General features: G+C 66.9%; 17 protein-coding genes. 14 read left to right on the plus strand and 3 right to left on the minus strand.

From position 1 onward, the window contains the following. Positions 1-23: 23 nt before the first annotated feature. From A2790_RS23920 to A2790_RS23975, 13 genes are all read left to right on the plus strand, one after another. Positions 24-326 carry a type IV secretion system protein VirB3 gene (locus A2790_RS23920; protein WP_293397592.1) on the plus strand — a complete coding sequence of 101 codons (303 nt, stop codon included), beginning with the start codon at positions 24-26 and terminating at the stop codon, positions 324-326. After that, positions 319-2,703, plus strand: a complete 2,385-nt coding sequence (locus tag A2790_RS23925; protein WP_293397595.1) for a VirB4 family type IV secretion/conjugal transfer ATPase — start codon at positions 319-321, stop codon at positions 2,701-2,703. Before A2790_RS23920 ends, A2790_RS23925 begins: the two co-directional genes overlap by 8 nt. Beyond that, the gene (locus A2790_RS23930; protein WP_293397598.1) at positions 2,700-3,401 is read left to right on the plus strand and encodes a type IV secretion system protein; all 702 of its coding nucleotides are present in this window, start codon (positions 2,700-2,702) and stop codon (positions 3,399-3,401) included. The genes A2790_RS23925 and A2790_RS23930 overlap by 4 nt, the downstream gene beginning before the upstream one ends. A gap of 8 nt (positions 3,402-3,409) precedes the next feature. Beyond that, positions 3,410-3,616 (plus strand): EexN family lipoprotein, encoded by a 207-nt coding sequence (locus tag A2790_RS24490; RefSeq protein ID WP_363081676.1) that lies wholly within the window; start codon positions 3,410-3,412, stop codon positions 3,614-3,616. Further along, positions 3,616-4,554 (plus strand): type IV secretion system protein, encoded by a 939-nt coding sequence (locus A2790_RS23935; protein ID WP_293397601.1) that lies wholly within the window; start codon positions 3,616-3,618, stop codon positions 4,552-4,554. Before A2790_RS24490 ends, A2790_RS23935 begins: the two co-directional genes overlap by 1 nt. Positions 4,555-4,729: 175 nt before the next feature. After that, entirely contained in the window at positions 4,730-5,410 is a 681-nt protein-coding gene (locus A2790_RS23940; RefSeq protein ID WP_293397604.1) for a VirB8/TrbF family protein, read from the plus strand. Continuing rightward, a complete protein-coding gene (locus tag A2790_RS23945) occupies positions 5,407-6,264 on the plus strand; it encodes a TrbG/VirB9 family P-type conjugative transfer protein (protein WP_293397607.1) in 858 nt (285 codons plus the stop codon). Before A2790_RS23940 ends, A2790_RS23945 begins: the two co-directional genes overlap by 4 nt. Then, positions 6,261-7,361 carry a type IV secretion system protein VirB10 gene (gene virB10, locus A2790_RS23950; RefSeq protein ID WP_293397611.1) on the plus strand — a complete coding sequence of 367 codons (1,101 nt, stop codon included), beginning with the start codon at positions 6,261-6,263 and terminating at the stop codon, positions 7,359-7,361. The genes A2790_RS23945 and virB10 overlap by 4 nt, the downstream gene beginning before the upstream one ends. After that, entirely contained in the window at positions 7,358-8,359 is a 1,002-nt protein-coding gene (gene virB11, locus A2790_RS23955) for a P-type DNA transfer ATPase VirB11 (protein ID WP_293397614.1), read from the plus strand. The genes virB10 and virB11 overlap by 4 nt, the downstream gene beginning before the upstream one ends. Further along, complete coding sequence (locus A2790_RS23960; protein WP_293397617.1) at positions 8,325-10,178, plus strand: type IV secretory system conjugative DNA transfer family protein; 1,854 nt, start codon at positions 8,325-8,327, stop codon at positions 10,176-10,178. Before virB11 ends, A2790_RS23960 begins: the two co-directional genes overlap by 35 nt. Beyond that, positions 10,171-10,755 carry an LPD7 domain-containing protein gene (locus tag A2790_RS23965; protein ID WP_293397620.1) on the plus strand — a complete coding sequence of 195 codons (585 nt, stop codon included), beginning with the start codon at positions 10,171-10,173 and terminating at the stop codon, positions 10,753-10,755. Before A2790_RS23960 ends, A2790_RS23965 begins: the two co-directional genes overlap by 8 nt. Positions 10,756-10,840: 85 nt before the next feature. After that, positions 10,841-11,215 carry a MarR family transcriptional regulator gene (locus A2790_RS23970; protein WP_293397623.1) on the plus strand — a complete coding sequence of 125 codons (375 nt, stop codon included), beginning with the start codon at positions 10,841-10,843 and terminating at the stop codon, positions 11,213-11,215. A 141-nt stretch (positions 11,216-11,356) separates the two neighbouring features. Then, positions 11,357-11,566 carry a hypothetical protein gene (locus A2790_RS23975; protein WP_293397626.1) on the plus strand — a complete coding sequence of 70 codons (210 nt, stop codon included), beginning with the start codon at positions 11,357-11,359 and terminating at the stop codon, positions 11,564-11,566. 80 nt (positions 11,567-11,646) lie between these two features. On the opposite strand, the gene A2790_RS23980 is transcribed toward A2790_RS23975, so the two are convergent. Next, the gene (locus A2790_RS23980; protein ID WP_293397629.1) at positions 11,647-12,558 is read right to left on the minus strand and encodes a 3'-5' exonuclease; all 912 of its coding nucleotides are present in this window, start codon (positions 12,556-12,558) and stop codon (positions 11,647-11,649) included. Next, complete coding sequence (gene dinB, locus A2790_RS23985; protein WP_293397632.1) at positions 12,555-13,646, minus strand: DNA polymerase IV; 1,092 nt, start codon at positions 13,644-13,646, stop codon at positions 12,555-12,557. The genes A2790_RS23980 and dinB overlap by 4 nt, the downstream gene beginning before the upstream one ends. A 144-nt stretch (positions 13,647-13,790) precedes the next feature. On the opposite strand from dinB, the gene A2790_RS23990 reads away from it, so the two are divergent. Continuing rightward, entirely contained in the window at positions 13,791-14,510 is a 720-nt protein-coding gene (locus A2790_RS23990; RefSeq protein ID WP_293397635.1) for a DNA polymerase III subunit epsilon, read from the plus strand. A gap of 22 nt (positions 14,511-14,532) precedes the next feature. Here A2790_RS23990 and A2790_RS23995 read toward each other — a convergent pair whose 3' ends face one another. Beyond that, positions 14,533-15,867, minus strand: coding sequence for an anti-phage deoxyguanosine triphosphatase (locus A2790_RS23995; RefSeq protein WP_293397638.1), 1,335 nt, complete (start codon positions 15,865-15,867; stop codon positions 14,533-14,535). Positions 15,868-15,878: the final 11 nt, after the last annotated feature.

Raw genomic sequence — 15,878 nt, forward strand, 5'->3', positions numbered from 1 at the left:
AAACCGAACGCCTCAAGGAGGATGTGCTCTTCCTCGCGTGCACGCGGCCCGCGCTCATCCTGGGCGTGCCGATGGAGGCGATGGGGCTCAACCTCATCGTCTCAACCACCGCCTTCCTGGGCGGCGGGTCGCTGCTCTACCTGCTCATCGCGCCGGTGTTGCATGTGGTGTTCCGCGCGGTCTGCAGGGCCGATCCCAACGCCTTCCGTGTGCTCTACCTCTTCATCGAGACGAAGGGCCGGGCCCGAAACGGCGGGCTCTGGGGCGGTAGCGCCGCCAGCCCGCTTCCGACCCGCCGTGCGCGCCGGAGCTTGCGCTATGGCTGACCTGCGCCTGCAGGCGACGCCCCGCAGCGCCCGCGATCGCGAGGCCGGTGTCCGTCGCAACCTGCCCTACGCGCGCCACGTCAACGAATGGGTGGTCGCCCTCGACACCGGCGCCCTGATGATGGCCTTTCGGGTCGATGGCGCGAGCTTCGAGACGGCCGACACCAGCGACATCAACGACCGCCAAACCAAGTTGAACGGCGCCTGGCGCAACCTCGCCTCGGACCGATTGGCGCTCTGGCATCACCTCGTGCGCCGCCCGGCCGACCCTCCATCGGACGGCGCTTTCCGGTCGGGCTTCGCCCGAGACCTCGATGCTGCGTATCGCGTGCGGCTTGGGCGTTCGCGCGCCTTCACCAACGAGCTTTATCTCACGCTCGTCCTGCACCCGGCGCGGGACGCGGCGGACCGCACCCAGGCATGGGTGTCGCGCCTGATCCACGCTAGCCGCGTCGACCTCGAAACGGACGACGCTGTCCGCGAGCTCGAAGACGCGGGCGGCGCGCTCGTGCAGCATCTTGCCCGCTATGGCGCCCAGCCGCTCACGCTCTACGAACGTGACGGGCTGTGGTTCTCGCGGCCGGCCGAGATGCTGCGGCTAATCCTGACAGGAGAGCGCTCGAGGGCGCCGCTCGTTCGAGGCCACCTCGGCGAGGCGCTGTACACGGCCCGCGTCATCTTCGGTCGCGAAGCGTTGGAGATCCGCGACGTCGCAAGCGCCCGCTACGGCGCGATGCTGGGGGTCAAGGAGTACCCGGCTGCGACCCGGCCAGGTGTCTGGGACAGCCTGCTGTCCGCCCCGTTCCCGCTTCTCGCGTCTCAATCCTTCAGCTTCCTCTCGAAGGCGGCGGCGCAGACGGTGATGACCCGCAAGCAGAACCAGATGCTGTCCGCGCGCGACCGCGCCGCCTCGCAGATCGAAGACCTCGACACGGGTCTGGACGAGCTGATGTCTAATCGCTTCGTGATGGGCGAGCACCAAGCTTCGGTCCTCGTCTACGGCGACACGCCGCGCGCACTCGCAGACCATCTGGCTTCGGCCCGCGCCCTACTTGCCGACGCCGGCCTGGTGGCCGCCCGGGAGGACCTCGGGCTCGAGGCGGCGTTCTGGGCGCAATTCCCGGGCAACTTCCGCCTGCGCCTACGCCCTGCGGCGATTACCAGCCGCAACTTCGCAGGCTTCGCGCCCTTCCACACCCACCCCACGGGCCGCGCGCGCGGAAACCATTGGGGACCGGCGGTGACAACGCTCGCCACCTCGGCCGGGTCGAACTACGCCTTCAGCTTTCACGTCGGCGACCTTGGACACACCCTCATTTGCGGCCCCTCGGGATCCGGCAAGACCGTCGTGCAGAACTTCATGCTGGCGCAGCTCGAGAAGCTCGGGGCGCAGCAGGTGTTCATCGACAAGGACCGCGGCGCCGAAGTCTTCGTCCGCGCTTGCGGCGGCACGTATCTGACCCTCGTCCCGGGCCAGCCCACCGGCTTTGCGCCCCTGAAGACGCTGAACGACACCCCCGCGGACCGCACGTTCCTGGGCGCGCTCGTGCGCCAGATGGTCCGCCATGGCGAGCGCGCCCTTACCCCGCAGGAAGATGCGGCGGTCGACGCAGCCGTCTCCGCGCTCCTGCCGCTGCCGGCCGCGAACCGCTCGTTCTCGGCGCTGCGCGCACTGCTCGGGCAGCGCGACGCCGGCGGGATTGGGGCACGGCTCGACCGCTGGCGCACGGGCCAGCCCCTGGGTTGGGCCCTCGATGGCGACATCGACGAAACGCCGCTCGGGGCGGACTTCGTGGGCTTTGACATGACCCATGTCCTGGACGCGCCGGAGGTGCGCACCCCGGTGCTGATGTATCTCTTTCATCGGCTGCAGCGGCTGGTGGACGGCCGCCGCCTGGTCATCGACGTCGACGAGTTTTGGAAGGCGCTCGGGGACGAAGCCTTTCGAGGCCTTGCTCAGGACGGCCTGAAGACCTTCCGAAAGCAGAACGCATTCCTCGTGCTGGGCACGCAATCGCCAGCGGACGTACTGCGCTCGCCGATCGCGCATACGATCGTCGAGCAGTGCGCGACGAAGATCTTTCTGCCGAACCCGCACGCGAATGCGCGCGACTACATCGACGGCTTCGGGCTGAGCACGCGAGAGTTCACGCTCATCCGAGAAGAGCTCGCGCCGGCGCAGCATCGCTTCCTCATCAAGCAGGGCTTGGACTCGGTCGTGGCCGCCCTCGACCTCAGCGGCCTGGACGACGAACTCGCCATCCTCTCGGGACGCGCGGAGACCGTCGACCTTCTTGAGCGCCTGCGTGCTGAGCACGGCGACGACCCCGCCCGCTGGATGCCCCTCTTCCACTCCGCCCGGAGGCACTTGCCATGAGACGGCTTCTTCCCCTCGCCATCATCGGCGCCCTCGCGTTCGGGCATCCGGCGCAGGCGCAACTCGTCGTCCACGACCCCACAAGCTACGCCAGCCTCATCCGCCAAGCCACGACCGCGCTCGACCAGCTGCGCGAGCTGCAGGCTCAGGTCAGCGAGGCCAAGCGCCTCTATGACGGCTTCAACACCGCCTCCGGCGCCGGTTCGCTCGCGGGACTTCTGAAGGCGCCCGAGCTGCGCGCCTACGTCCCCGACGTCGACAAGTACGTCGCCGCCGCGCAAGGCGATCTCGCCGCGCTCGGCGACATCGGCCGCAAGGCCGCCGCGATCCGCGCAGAGGCCCGCCTCTATACGGCCCCGGCCGACGACACAGCGGGCCAGGAGCTCGAGCGCCAGGGAGATCGCGTCGCCCGCGATCTGGCCCTCGGACGAGCAACGGCCGACGCCGGCGCTCAGAGGCTTCGCGGCCTCACCGACCTGCTCAACGCCCTGGACGCCGCCCCCAACGCCCGCGCGGTTATGGACCTGCAGGCCCGCATCTCAGCCGAGCAGGCGCTCAGCACGAACGATCAGATGCGGCTGCAGGGTCTGCAGATGGCGCAAGACGCCGAGGCCCGCTTGCAAGCGCAGCGCGACCGGGAGCGGGCGGCCGCCCAAGCCGAGGAGCGCCTTGCATTGTTCCGTCGAGCGTTCCCGTGAGGTCGCTTGTGCTCAGCGCCTTAGCCCTCGCGGGATGCCACCCGCAACCGCGCTCCGTCTCCTACTTTGAAGCCCACACCAAAGAAGCGGAGCGAGTGGTCGAGGCCTGTAGGTCAGGAGGACATCGCGGAGCCGAATGCGACCACGCTCAAGCAGGACTCGCCGCCAGCCAGGCTTCAGCCCGGCAAGAGCTCTTCAAGAAGAGCTTTGACTGATGGACGGCGATTTCCGGGTCTTTGCACCAGCCTACACCTTCATCGATGGACGACTGGACCAGTTTCTCGGCGAAAGCGCGAGCCGTGTACTGAGCGAGGTCGGGGGCCCGCTACGAGCCGCGTTGGTCCTTTACGTCCTGCTGTACGGCTTCGCGATTTTGCGAGGCGCCATTGCCGAGCCGATGATGGATTTCGCCATCCGGTCGGTGAAGCTAGCGCTCATCGCGATATTGGTGACCACCGCCGCATACGGCGACTGGATCACGCAGCCCCTATTCCACGTACTGCCGGACACGCTGGCGCGCGCAATCGCCGGAACGACGGCAGGCGAAGCCGGGTCAGCCTTTGACCAGTTCTTCGGTCGGGCCGCGTACCTCGGCCAGAAGACCGCGAAGGATGCCAGCGCGCTCAACTGGCTGCCTCTACTGGTGGGTGGCGCGGTGTTTGTCTTCGGGGCGATGGCGGCGGCGCTGGGCTTCGGGATCGTTATTCTAAGCAAGGTGGCCTTAGCCCTGCTGATCGCGCTCGGCCCGATCTTCGTCGCCTGCGCCCTTTTCGAGGCCACTCGACGCTACTTCTTCGGCTGGCTCAGCCAGACGGTGAACTATCTCGTCCTCTTCGCCCTCATGCTGGCGATCTTCCAGCTGGTGCTCTCTTTGGTCGGCGACCAATGGGGCCGCATCGACGGCCAAGACCCGGTCGTCGGCTCCCTGATCTTCATTGCGCTGTGCCTGCTGGGCGCGATCTTCTTCCTCCAAACGCCAGCCATCGCTGCCGGCATCGCCGGCGGAGCGAGCCTTGGCCTGGCCGACTTCGGCAATGCCGTCAGTATGGGCCTCGGCGGAGGCCGACCATTCCGTGGAGCGACCGGCGCTGGCGGCCGCCCGCAAGTCCCCCGCACGGGCGGGAGCATCCGCCCGGTCGGAGCTCGCGCATGATGCGGCTCCTGATCACTTGCCTGGCCCTGGGGCTCACCAGCTGCACGGCCTTGAGACGCGATGATGCGCCTGGTTGCTCGGGCCCGAAGCGGCCAGCCAACCCCTATGGCTCCGTGCTCGCGCCGGAGGCGGCGCAGCCGGCCGCCGTCCCGGGATCCTGCCTCGGAGCACGCCCATGAGCGGCGTTGCCTCCTCGGAACTCAAAGCCTACTTCGCCGAGGCGCGAACCTGGGACCAGGACCGGCTCGCCGCCGCTTACCGGTCACGCCGCTTGGCCTGGACCGTCGCAGCCGTCGCGGCGGGTCTCGCGGGGGCCGCCGTGGCCGCGGTGATTGTGCTCACGCCCCTGAAGACCGTCGAACCCTACGTGGTGAGAGTGGACCGCACGACGGGAGCTATCGAAGTGCTTCGCGGCCTGTCGACCACGGGTCCCCAAAGCTACGAGGAGGCGGTCACTAAGTCGTTCCTCGCGACCTACGTCCGGGCTCGAGAGGGATGGCTGCCGCAGGCCGCCGAAGCCAACTTCCGGCAGGTCTCGATCATGTCCACGCCGGAGGAGCAGCAGCGCTGGGCGCTCGCCTACCGTCCGACGAACCCGGCGAGCCCGCAGATCACCTACGGCCGCGGGGCGGACGTCGACGTCTCGGTCCGCGCCATCAGCTTTGTCGCACCCGGCGTCGCCAACATCCGCTTCCATCGGAGCGTGCGCCGGGATGCGCAGGTCGAGGAGTCGGATTGGATCGCGACCATCGCGTTCGCCTACACCAAGGCGCCCATGGGGGAGGTGGACCGCCTCCGAAACCCGCTCGGGTTCCAGGTTTCTTCGTATCGGGCGGACCCTGAGGTCGTCCGATGATGTGCCGGCTCGCGACCTCCATCCTTATCGCCGCCTGCCTCGGCGCCTCAGCGGCCGGGGCGGTCGAGACGCCGCGCCCCGGTTCGGCGGACCCACGCATCAAGACTATCGACTACGATCCGCAGCAGGTGGTGCGGATCGTGGGCGTCTTTCGGACCGCCACGCAGATCCGCTTCGCTGCGGAGGAGAGCATCCTCCACGTGGCGTTGGGCGACACGTCCGCTTGGGAGGTGGCCGCCGAAACCAACATCCTCTTTGCGAAGCCCACGGTTGGGCGAAGCCCAACGAACCTCATCGTCACGACCCGCACGGCCAACGGCGAGACGCGCCACTACACCTTCGAACTGACCACGCGCTCCGGTCCGACCGCGCGCAATGCGCCGGACACCTTCTTCGTAGTGCAATTCCGATATCCGCAGGCGGAGCGCGCCAAGGTACAGGCGGCGCTTTCGGCCGAGGCTCAGGTGCTTGAGCAGCGCGTGCTACAGCTGAAGCTCGAGCGTGCGGTTCTCGCGGGCCCGAGGAACCTCGCCTACGCACTTCAGGGGTCCGCCGCGATTGCGCCGTCCGAAGTGACCGACAACGGACGCTTCACGGTCCTTCGCTTCCCAGGCGCACAGCCGGTGCCGGCCGTCTACGTCGTCGCGGCGGACGGGTCGGAAGCCCTCGTCCCGTTCGACGTGCGCGGCGAGTTTCTGGTGGTTCACCAAACCGCGGCTCAGCTGCGGCTTCGCAAAGGCCGCGAGGTGCTGTGCATCTTCAACCTCGCCTTCCAGCCCGCCGGCCGCTCCACCGGGACGGCGACCGCAGCGCCCGACGTCGACCGCACCACAGCGGGGGAGCCTTCCAAATGAGCGAAGCGCCAACCTCTCCAGACCCATCCGACCCGCCGCTCGACCGAACCATCTCGCCGATCGCAGGACCGCTGACGGCCGGACGCGGCAAGGCCGTGGCGTTCGCGGGCCTTCTCGTCGGGTGTGGCGCGGTGGCGCTCGCGACGTGGAGCGCCGAGCAGTCCCGGCGCGAGAGCAAGCCCCGCGAAACGCCCGCTCGCCAGGTGGTGGCGTTCGAACCGGCCAAGCCAACGCCGCCGACCCTGGCGAACCCGGGCTCCGAGGCTCCAAGCTTGGCTGGAGCATCTGAGGGGATGGTGCCGGCGATCGAGCCGATGCCCGAGGCGACAACTGTCGGCGCTCCCCCAACAAGGGTCGCATCGCCGCGCGATGTTGCGCGCCGGTCGCCGCTGATCGCCTATTCGCGCAACGGACTCGGAAGTCTCGGGGGGGCCGCAGAGCCGCTCTTCCCTTCGGTCGCGCCACTGACACCGCCCTCGTCCGAGCTCGACCAACTCCGGCATGGGTCCTCGATCAGACGGGTCACCGCCGCTCCGGTCGGCGACCGCAACTTTCTGATCCTCGCAGGGGCTTCGATCCCCTGCGTTCTGCAGACCGCGATCGACACAACGGCGGCGGGCTACGTCAGCTGCCTGATCGACCGCGACATCTACTCAGACAATGGCGCGGTCGTGCTCCTCGAGAAGGGCGCCCGTGTGCTCGGTGAATACCGGACGGGCATGCGACAGGGTCAGAACCGCGTCTTCGTCCTCTGGACGCGTGCTGTGACTCCGAAGGGCGTAGCGATCACGCTCTCGTCTCCCGGCAGCGACGCGCTGGGCCGCGCCGGGTTCGGCGGCGCCGTCGACACGCACTTCTGGGACCGGTTCGGTGCGGCGATCCTGCTGTCGGTCATCGACGGGGGCACAGCAGCGCTCAGCGACAACGACAGCGACGTCCGAACGGTGCGGATGCCCTCCGACGCGGCGGGCCTGGCGGTGCGCCAAGCGGCTGATATTGCGCCGACCCTGCGCGCGGCTCAGGGCGCCGAAATCGCGATCCAGGTCGCGCAGGATCTCGACTTCTCGACGGTCTACCGACTGCGAGCGCGGCCGTGACGTACGATGCCGCCGTCCTCACGCACTACATCGCACCCCTTCGAGCCGCACTCGAAGCGCCCGACGTCACCGAGGTGGTGGTCAATCGGCCCGGGGAGTTCGCGGTTGAGGACGCCAAGGGCTGGTGCTGGAGGGCTGCACCCGATCTCACACCGGAGGCGGTGAGGCGCATCGCGGTGGCGGCGGCGGCCGCGACCGCTCAGGACGTCACCGCAGAGCAGCCGATCTGTTCCACGGTGCTGCCCTCAGGGGAGCGATGTCAGATCGTGCTTCCCCCGGCGGTGGAGGAGGTCTCGCTGACGATCCGCAAGCCGTTCAGGCAGGTGCTGACCCTCGATGACCTGGCGAGCCGCAGTTTCTTCGAAGGGACGACGATGTCGTCGGCATTATCCGGCGGGCATTCGGGTGCGCCGGGTCCGCTTCGGGTGGGCGCAGACTGGCAGAGCTTCTTCCGTCAGGCTGTCTTGGCGCGACGCAACATCCTGGTCTCCGGCGCGACAGGGTCGGGCAAGACGACCTTCGCCAAGGCGCTGGTCGCGCTGATCCCGCCAAGCGAGCGGATCATCACCATTGAGGACACCCGCGAACTCGTCGTCCCGCATCGCAACGCCGTCCACCTCCTATACGCCAAGGACGGCCAGGGACTGGCTCGTGTCGGTCCGCGCGAGCTCCTCGAGAGCGCGCTGCGGATGCGGCCCGACCGGATCCTTCTGCAGGAACTGCGCGACGCTTCGGCCTACTTCTACCTGCGCAACGTCAACACCGGGCACCCCGGGTCGATCACCACCATCCACGCCAATTCCGCGGAGCTCGCCTTCGAGCAGCTGGTGCTGCTGGTGAAGGAGAGCGAGGCCGGGCGCGAGCTGCATCGCGACGACATCCGGCACCTGCTCATGGCGCTGGTCGACCTGGTCGTCCATGTCGAACGCCGCGACGGCCGCTTTCGCCTGGTCGAGGTCTGGCATGAACCGCTTCGCCCACGCGCCGTGGCCGCTTAAGGCCGCGGCATTCGCCGCGGCAGCCTCCGTAGGCCTGGGCGTCTGGGCCGCGTTCGCCGCGGCGATCGCGCTGGCGGGCCTCAAGCGCCTGAACAGCGATCTCGACTGGTCCGTCGTCCCCGGCTGGTTCTGGTACTTCCGCCACGACCCCGAGGTGCTGCGTTGGCTGAGGATCGGCAGCCTGAGCGCCTTCGGTCTGGCGCTCGTTCTCAGCATCGCAATCGCAAGTCAGATCCGCCGACCTCTGCACGGCGCGGCGCGTTGGGCGAGTGAAGCCGAGATCCGCCGCGCCGGCCTGCGGGCTGCGACCGGCATCGTGCTGGGGCGCAAGGGCAGGCGACTGCTGGTCTTCGGGGGGCAGGAGCACGTGATGCTTTATGCGCCGACCCGCACGGGCAAGGGCGTCGGCGTGGTCATCCCGAACCTCCTCACCTGGCCGGGCTCCGTCGTCGTCCTCGATGTGAAGCGCGAGAACTGGGATGCGACCGCCGGGTTTCGAGCCGCACACGGTCAGTCGGTCCACCTTTTCGACCCGCTCGACCCGGCCGGCCGCACATCGCGCTACAACCCGCTCGGGCACATCGTTCGGGACGACCCCGTCGCGGTGCTGGATGAGCTGCAGCGGATCGCGGCAATGCTCTTCCCACATCCCCCGAACGCCGACCCGTTCTGGGCGGAATCGGCGCGCACGGGGTTCGTGGGCGTCGGCGCCTATCTGGCGGAGAGCCCAGAACGTCCCCTCACCTTCGGCGCCATCTATGCCGAGCTGGCCGCCGGGGACCCGCGCACGCGGTTCCCCGCGTTGGTGACCCGACGCCGCGAAGAAGGGCGGCCGTTGTCGCTGGGCTGTGTCCGCGCGCTCTCCGACTTCACCTCCGCCTCTGAGAACACCTTCGCCTCGGTAAGGCAAAGCCTGACAGCGAAGCTCAACCTGTGGCTCAATCCGCGTGTCGACGCCGCCACCGCGGCCAGCGACTTTGACCTCGCCGCACTTCGGAGCCGTCGCACGTCGCTCTACCTGGCGGCCTCGCCCGACAATCTGATCCGGCTAGCCCCCGTCTATGCGCTGCTCTTCCAACAGCTGGTGGACCTCTCCTGCCGCGAACGGCCGGACCCTGAGCGGCACCCCCATCAGGTGCTCGTTCTGCTCGACGAATTTCCGCGTCTGGGACATGCCGAAGTCCTGGCCCGCGCCTTCGCCTATGTCGCCGGCTATGGACTGCGGCTGCTGCCGGTCCTCCAGAGCCCGGCACAGCTTCGCGCCGAATACGGCCCCGACGTCACCGAGGAGATCCTGGCCAACTGCGCCGTCGAGATCGCCTTTGCGCCGAAGGAACTCCGTTTGGCCCGCGAACTGTCCGAACGGCTCGGCGACACCACGGTGCGCAGCCCCTCGCGGAGCCGGCCAAGCGGCCTGTCGCGCGGCCATCGCACCGTGAGCGAATCCGACCAACGTCGCCCGCTGCTCCTTCCCCAGGAGCTCACCCAGCTCGCGGCCGATGACCTCATTGTCCTGAAGGCCGGCGCGCGACCCGTCCGCGGCCGCAAGCTTCGCTACTACGCCGAGCGCGCCTTCCAGCGCCGTCTGCTGCCCGCGCCCGGCGTCTCGCCTGCACCCGCCACTCCAGGACCTTCGGAGCCCGACTCGCGCCTGGAACCTGACGCCCTAACGCTCGAAGCCCTCGTTCCGGGCCTGGCCAGCGAAGGCCTCGAACCGCTGCCTCCCGAAGGTGCGCCTGCGGCAGCGGTGGAAGCTTGGGTCGAACGCTTCATCGACGCCACCGCGCAACCCCCGGCCAAGGAGATCCTGCATGGCTGAAGACCTCAACATCATTGCGCCGGAAGCCGAGCAACGCGCCAAGGCGGCGCCCGGCGAGGTCCCTGAGCACGTGCGTCGGCGGTATGTCACCGACCGTGGTGGTGGGCCGGGCCTCGGCTTCTATGCCGACGCGCGCACCGAGGTGGCCGCCTTCCGCGATCACGGGCGGCGCCTTACCACCGGCCGCAACGACCCCCACGTGATCCGCGACCTCGTCGCCATTGCCCAGCACCGCGGCTGGACGACGATCACGGTGCGTGGTCACTCGGAGTTTCGACGCGAAGTCTGGCAGCGGGCGCGCGCGGCAGGCCTGGACGTGCGGGGCTACCGCCCGACCGAGCGCGACCGTCAGGAAGCTGACCGCCGCGCGGCTCGAGCGCCGCAAAGCGCCGCCCTCACATCCGACGCGCAGGCGCGGCTGAAGGTTGTGGAGCAGGTGGTCCGAGCTCGCGTCGTGGAACCGGCGGACCAAGACCGCATCCTGTCAGCGGCCCGCCAGCGGCTGGCCTATTGGCTCGAACGCGGCGCGTCGTTCAGCCCGGCGAACACGCGCGTCCGGGAACGCACGCGCACCTGAGACGCCCCTGGAAGCTTTCACGTCGGACTTGACGCAGATCGAGTTTATATCCATTTTTGGATATCAGTTCGAAATTGGATCCGAGATGAAGCACGATCTTGCCGCCCGGCTCCTGGAATTCGTGCGGATCCTAACCGACGAGGAGATCTCAATGAGCACGGAAGAGCTGCTTTGCTTCCTGACCGTCGCCACAAGGCCCGGCCTCTCGGTGGGCGAGCTTGCGGCGGCGACACGGCTGCCTCAAAGCACCGTCAGCCGCCACATCAAACGCCTGAGCGCGCGCCCTCACAGGTCGGCAGGGGCGTTGGGTCCTCTACAATGGGAATTGGAGATCGGCAGCGGCGAGGCCTTGCTCGCGCAGGCCGTTCATCCAGAGAACGTTAAGCAGAAGGCGCTTCACATCACGGCGCAGGGCCAAGAGCTCCTGGAACGGTTCGGGCGCGCCATCGCAAGCCGCTGACGCACAGCGTGGGGAGGCGGCGCTTCGCCCGCACTAGCACTGACGCCCTTGTCAGGCTGAGGCGCCGCCAACATCTTAGCCGCTCAACCCAGCACGACAGGAGGCCGCCATGAGGTAACTCAACAACCGGAGCTACCTCACATGGCCCACTTCAAGCGGGGCTATCCCCACACCGTGTGGCGCACCGCGCCGCAGCGGCTCACGATTACGCCATCGGGCTGGAATACGCTTCACCATTCCCGCCCCCGTCGCCGGCGTAACACGATCCTGGCGCACGCAATCAAGACGGGGCGCGATCCCGACGAAATCGTTTGGCCGACGGAAAAGCGGCCTCATCGCTACTACTGGTGACGACAGAACGTCGGCGGCGGATCACGCTCGTCGCCGACGTTCCCCCGACGACCCCGCGAGGAGCGCCACCGCGCCTAAGCTCAGCAGCGTTCCGAGAAGCGGTCGTAGGCATCGATGCGGCGGGTGAGCAGGTCGATCTCTCCGCGGTAAATCTCAGCTTGCAGGAACGCGAGCTCCGCATCGCGATCGGCCTCGGCCACATCGACGTACCAGGCGCGCGGCCCGCCGATCCCTTCGCTGTTCCAGCGGTAGCCTCGGGCCTTCAGCCGGTCCTTCAGCTCGAACGGAGAGTTCTCCGCCCAGATTCGCCAGGTGGGGCGGCGGGCCTGGTCCAGCATGAGAGACAGGCCCGTGCGTCCGCTCTTCGGATGGGTGTGGGCCAGGAGCGCGACAGCCGCCAGACAGTCATGCATCGCGCGGTGACCGTCGTAGAAGAACCCTGCGCCGGCCGTGAGGTAGGCGAGCTTTGTGCCTTCGTAGCCTTCTGAGGCCCAATCGACCTGGCTCATGGAGCAGGCCCAAGCCTTCGTCGTGAAGACGTCGGCGTACCGCTCCAGGAATTTGCGGTCGAAGCCGGCATTGTGCGCCACCACGAGCGCCGCCGGGGCCGCGAAGCTCACGACCTCCGCGGGGTCGATCGTGTGGCCTGCCACCATCGCGTCGTCGATCCCCGTCAGCGCCGTGATCTCGGACGGGATCGGCCGCGACGGCTCACGCAGCGCCTGGAACGAGGCCCCCACAGCCAGCACGCGGCCCGCCGCGGTATAGGTGAAGGGCGTCATCGTTAGCTCGATGATCTCATCGCGGACAGGGTCGAGCCCGGTGGTCTCCACGTCGACGAAGAGCCCGCGCCGGACGACCTCCCCCGGCTCTGCCGCCTGCACGAGATGCGGCGTCAGCCGACGCAGGACCCGATACTCGCCGCTTCCGACGAGGGCCGCGGCCATGGCCTCCAGGTCGACCGGATCGGTAGGGGGCTGCAATTGGCTCAAGCCGCGTCCGGCTCCGGAAGCAGGAGTGATTCCCGAGCCTCAGTATCCTCTGCGCCGGCGAAACCGGACAGGGTCACGCCCACGAGCCGGATGCCCTTCGCCGCCGGCAGCACCGTTTCGATCAAGGCAAGGCTCGCGGCATGGAGCTGTTCACGGCTCGTCACGAGGTGGGCCAGCGTCCGGCTGCGCGTGGTATTCTGGAAGTCCGCCCACTTGACCTTCACGGTGACGGTCCGCCCCCGACGCCCGGTCTTTTCGCACCAGGCCCAGACGTCGTCGGCCATCTCCAGCACCCCGGACTTGATCCGTCCAGGGTCCGTCAGATCCTCGTCGAAGGTGGTCTCAGACCCCGAGGACTTGCGCTCGCGGTTGGGGTTCACGGCGCGCTCATCGATCCCGCGGGCGATGCCGTAGTACCAAGCTCCTGACTTCCCGAACCGGGCCTGCAAGGCCTGAAGCGACAAGGCCTTGAGGTCCGCCCCCGTCTGTATGCCCAGCTGATGCATCTTGCTGGCCGTGGCCGGGCCCACGCCGTGAAACTTCGCCACGGGGAGCGCCTCCACGAAGGCCTCGCCCTCGTGCGGTTGGATCGCGAACTGCCCGTTGGGCTTTCGCCGGCCGGACGCGAGCTTGGCCAAGAACTTATTGTAGGACACCCCCGCCGATGCGGTCAGTCCCGTCTCCTCGAGTATGCGCGCGCGGATCGCCTTGGCCGTGAGCCAGGCGGTCTCGAGGCCCGCCTTGTTCGCCGTCACATCCAGGTAGGCTTCGTCGAGCGCCAGAGGCTCGATCAGATCTGTGAACTCCCCGAAGATCGCATGGATCTGCTGCGAAACCGCCCGGTACACTTCGAACCGCGGCGGCACGAAGACCAGGTCCGGGCATTGCCGCAGCGCCGTCATGGACGGCAGCGCGGAGCGCACACCAAAGGCGCGCGCCTCGTAGCTCGCGGCGGCGACCACGCCACGCCGAGCCCCATGCCCAACGGCCACCGGCTTTCCCCGCAACGACGGGTCGTCACGCTGCTCCACGGACGCGTAGAAGGCATCCATGTCGACGTGGATGATCTTGCGAACCGACGCACTCACGACGACAACCTATCAGCCGCAGAACGAAAGGTGAATTTTAAGAGCAGCTAAGCTCGCACTGCGCCCGCGGGGCGCCCATGTCCCACCTGCCCGTCCTGGAGACCGCTTTCATCTATGTCCCCGCCCCGCGTCCGCGTCATAGACTTGGAGACCGCCGGCAACGGCCCCCACGACGTCTGCGAGATCGGGTGGCAGGACGTCGTCCGCGGCGAGAACGGCCACTGGCGTCTGAACGGCGACCGCGGCGCCTACTTCGTCAATCCGGGGCGGCCGATCTCGGCGGAGACCATGGCGATCCACCACATTCTGGACAGCCACGTCGCCGACGCGCCGTTCTGGAAGACGGTTGCGCCAACGGTCCTGCGACCCGAGGGTGGGGTCGTCGCGCTCGCAGCCCACCGCGCAGGTTTCGAGCAACGCTACTGTCGCCCGTCCCTGAGCGGCGGGGCCGATTGGATCTGCACCTGGAAGTGCGCCCTCAGGGTCTGGCCAGACCTTTTGCGGTTCTCGAACCAGATGCTGCGCTACCAGCGGCATCCTGAAGGTCTCGTCCATGAGCTTGGCCTGCCGGCACATCGCGCGGCGCCCGACGCCTACGTTACCGCGCACCACCTGCGTGACCTGCTGAACGCTGCGTCCTTGGAGCAGCTCATCGCCTGGAGCCGGGAGCCCGGACTCCTTCCCCGCGTCCCGGCTGGCGAGCACCGCGGAAAGGCCTGGAGCGATCTCTCCGTCAAAGCGTTGCAAGGCCTTGCTGCGGTTCGCGACCAGGACCTCCGGTTCAGCGCAGAGATCGAGCTGAGGCAACGCGGCCAAAGTCGAGCAGGCGTGGGCACCGGACCCGTTCAGCAATCCCTTCTGTGATTCGGTGCTCTCGGGCGCCGCGTTAGAGCCTATCGAATACCGACCCAAATCCTGGACTGAACAATCGGCCATAGATCTTGAGTAAATAGGAGTCTGTCATCCCCGCCACATGGTCGCAGATCGCCCTGACAGGGTCGTCACCTTGTCCGATGCGCTCTCTTGCCTCCGCCGGCAGGAATTTGTTTGGCTCAGACGCCAAGGCTTCGAAAACAGCGACGACCAAATTCTGACCTTTGAATTCAAGATGTTGAACTTCGGGCGCGGAAACAACCCGTTCGTACACGCAATCCTTCAGCGACTTTAGATATATCTCCACATCGTCAGGAAGAGTTGCTCGGTACTTGAGCAGAGGTTCGGAAAAATGCTCGTCATCTTCCAAGTAGGCCGACGACATCAAATGCGCCACCATTCGACTTATTAGATGTTTGCGCTGATCGCCGTTACCATATAGCGCTCCAATCCACTTCTCATACGCACTATTCCCATACTCATTAGGATACTTCTTGACCAGGTACGACGTAAAAGCTGAGGCCGAATCTTCTGTTAAATATCTCCTAAAATCTCCCTCATCGAGCACTCCAAGCGCGATCGCATCTTCAATATCGTGTACACCGAAACTTATGTCGTCCGCCAGATCCATTATACTACAATCGAGAGACTTAAATCGGGCTTTGTTGTGTTTTCCAGGCTGCATTTCAATTGTACAAAGACGATCTCTATCTTCTTGACTTAGTATTTCTAGGATCCACCCGACAGCATCACCTTCGGTGTCAAGATAGCATTTTGGCGGCTTGCATAGGTCCCTATCGATGACCCGAATCGCGGTAACATCGTTGCGCAACTGCGGCCTAAGTTCGTCGTTGAATGCAACGCTATATGGCACCGGATACTTCAGGACCCCCAGCAACGTGCGTCGAGACAAGTTGGCTCCCGCCGTGGCAGAGAATTTCTCGAGCTTTGTCAAGATCCTCAGCGTTTGGCCATTGCCTTCAAAACCCCCATTATCTCGCATGCAGTAGTTCAGCGCGACCTCTCCACCATGTCCGAAAGGCGGGTGACCCAGATCGTGGGTGTATCCGATCGCCTGAATCATGCTTCGGTCATGGAGCAGGGCTCCCGCAGGAGTGTCTCGATGCTGGTCGGCGAACTGCACCGCCAAGCTCCCTGCCAACTGTGCAACTTCAACAGAGTGGGTCAGCCTCGTCCGATAGAAGTCGCTGTCGCCCAAATTGAAAACCTGCGTCTTCCCCTGAAGTCGCCGGAACGACGCCGAGTGCACGATGCGGGCATAGTCGATGTCCCCGTGACTCCGCGGCCCCACTTTTGGCGACGGTTCCTTGCGATCTCCCCAGTCCATCCCTGACACTG

The organism is Phenylobacterium sp. RIFCSPHIGHO2_01_FULL_69_31 (assembly GCF_001824475.1).
GTDB lineage: Bacteria > Pseudomonadota > Alphaproteobacteria > Caulobacterales > Caulobacteraceae > Phenylobacterium.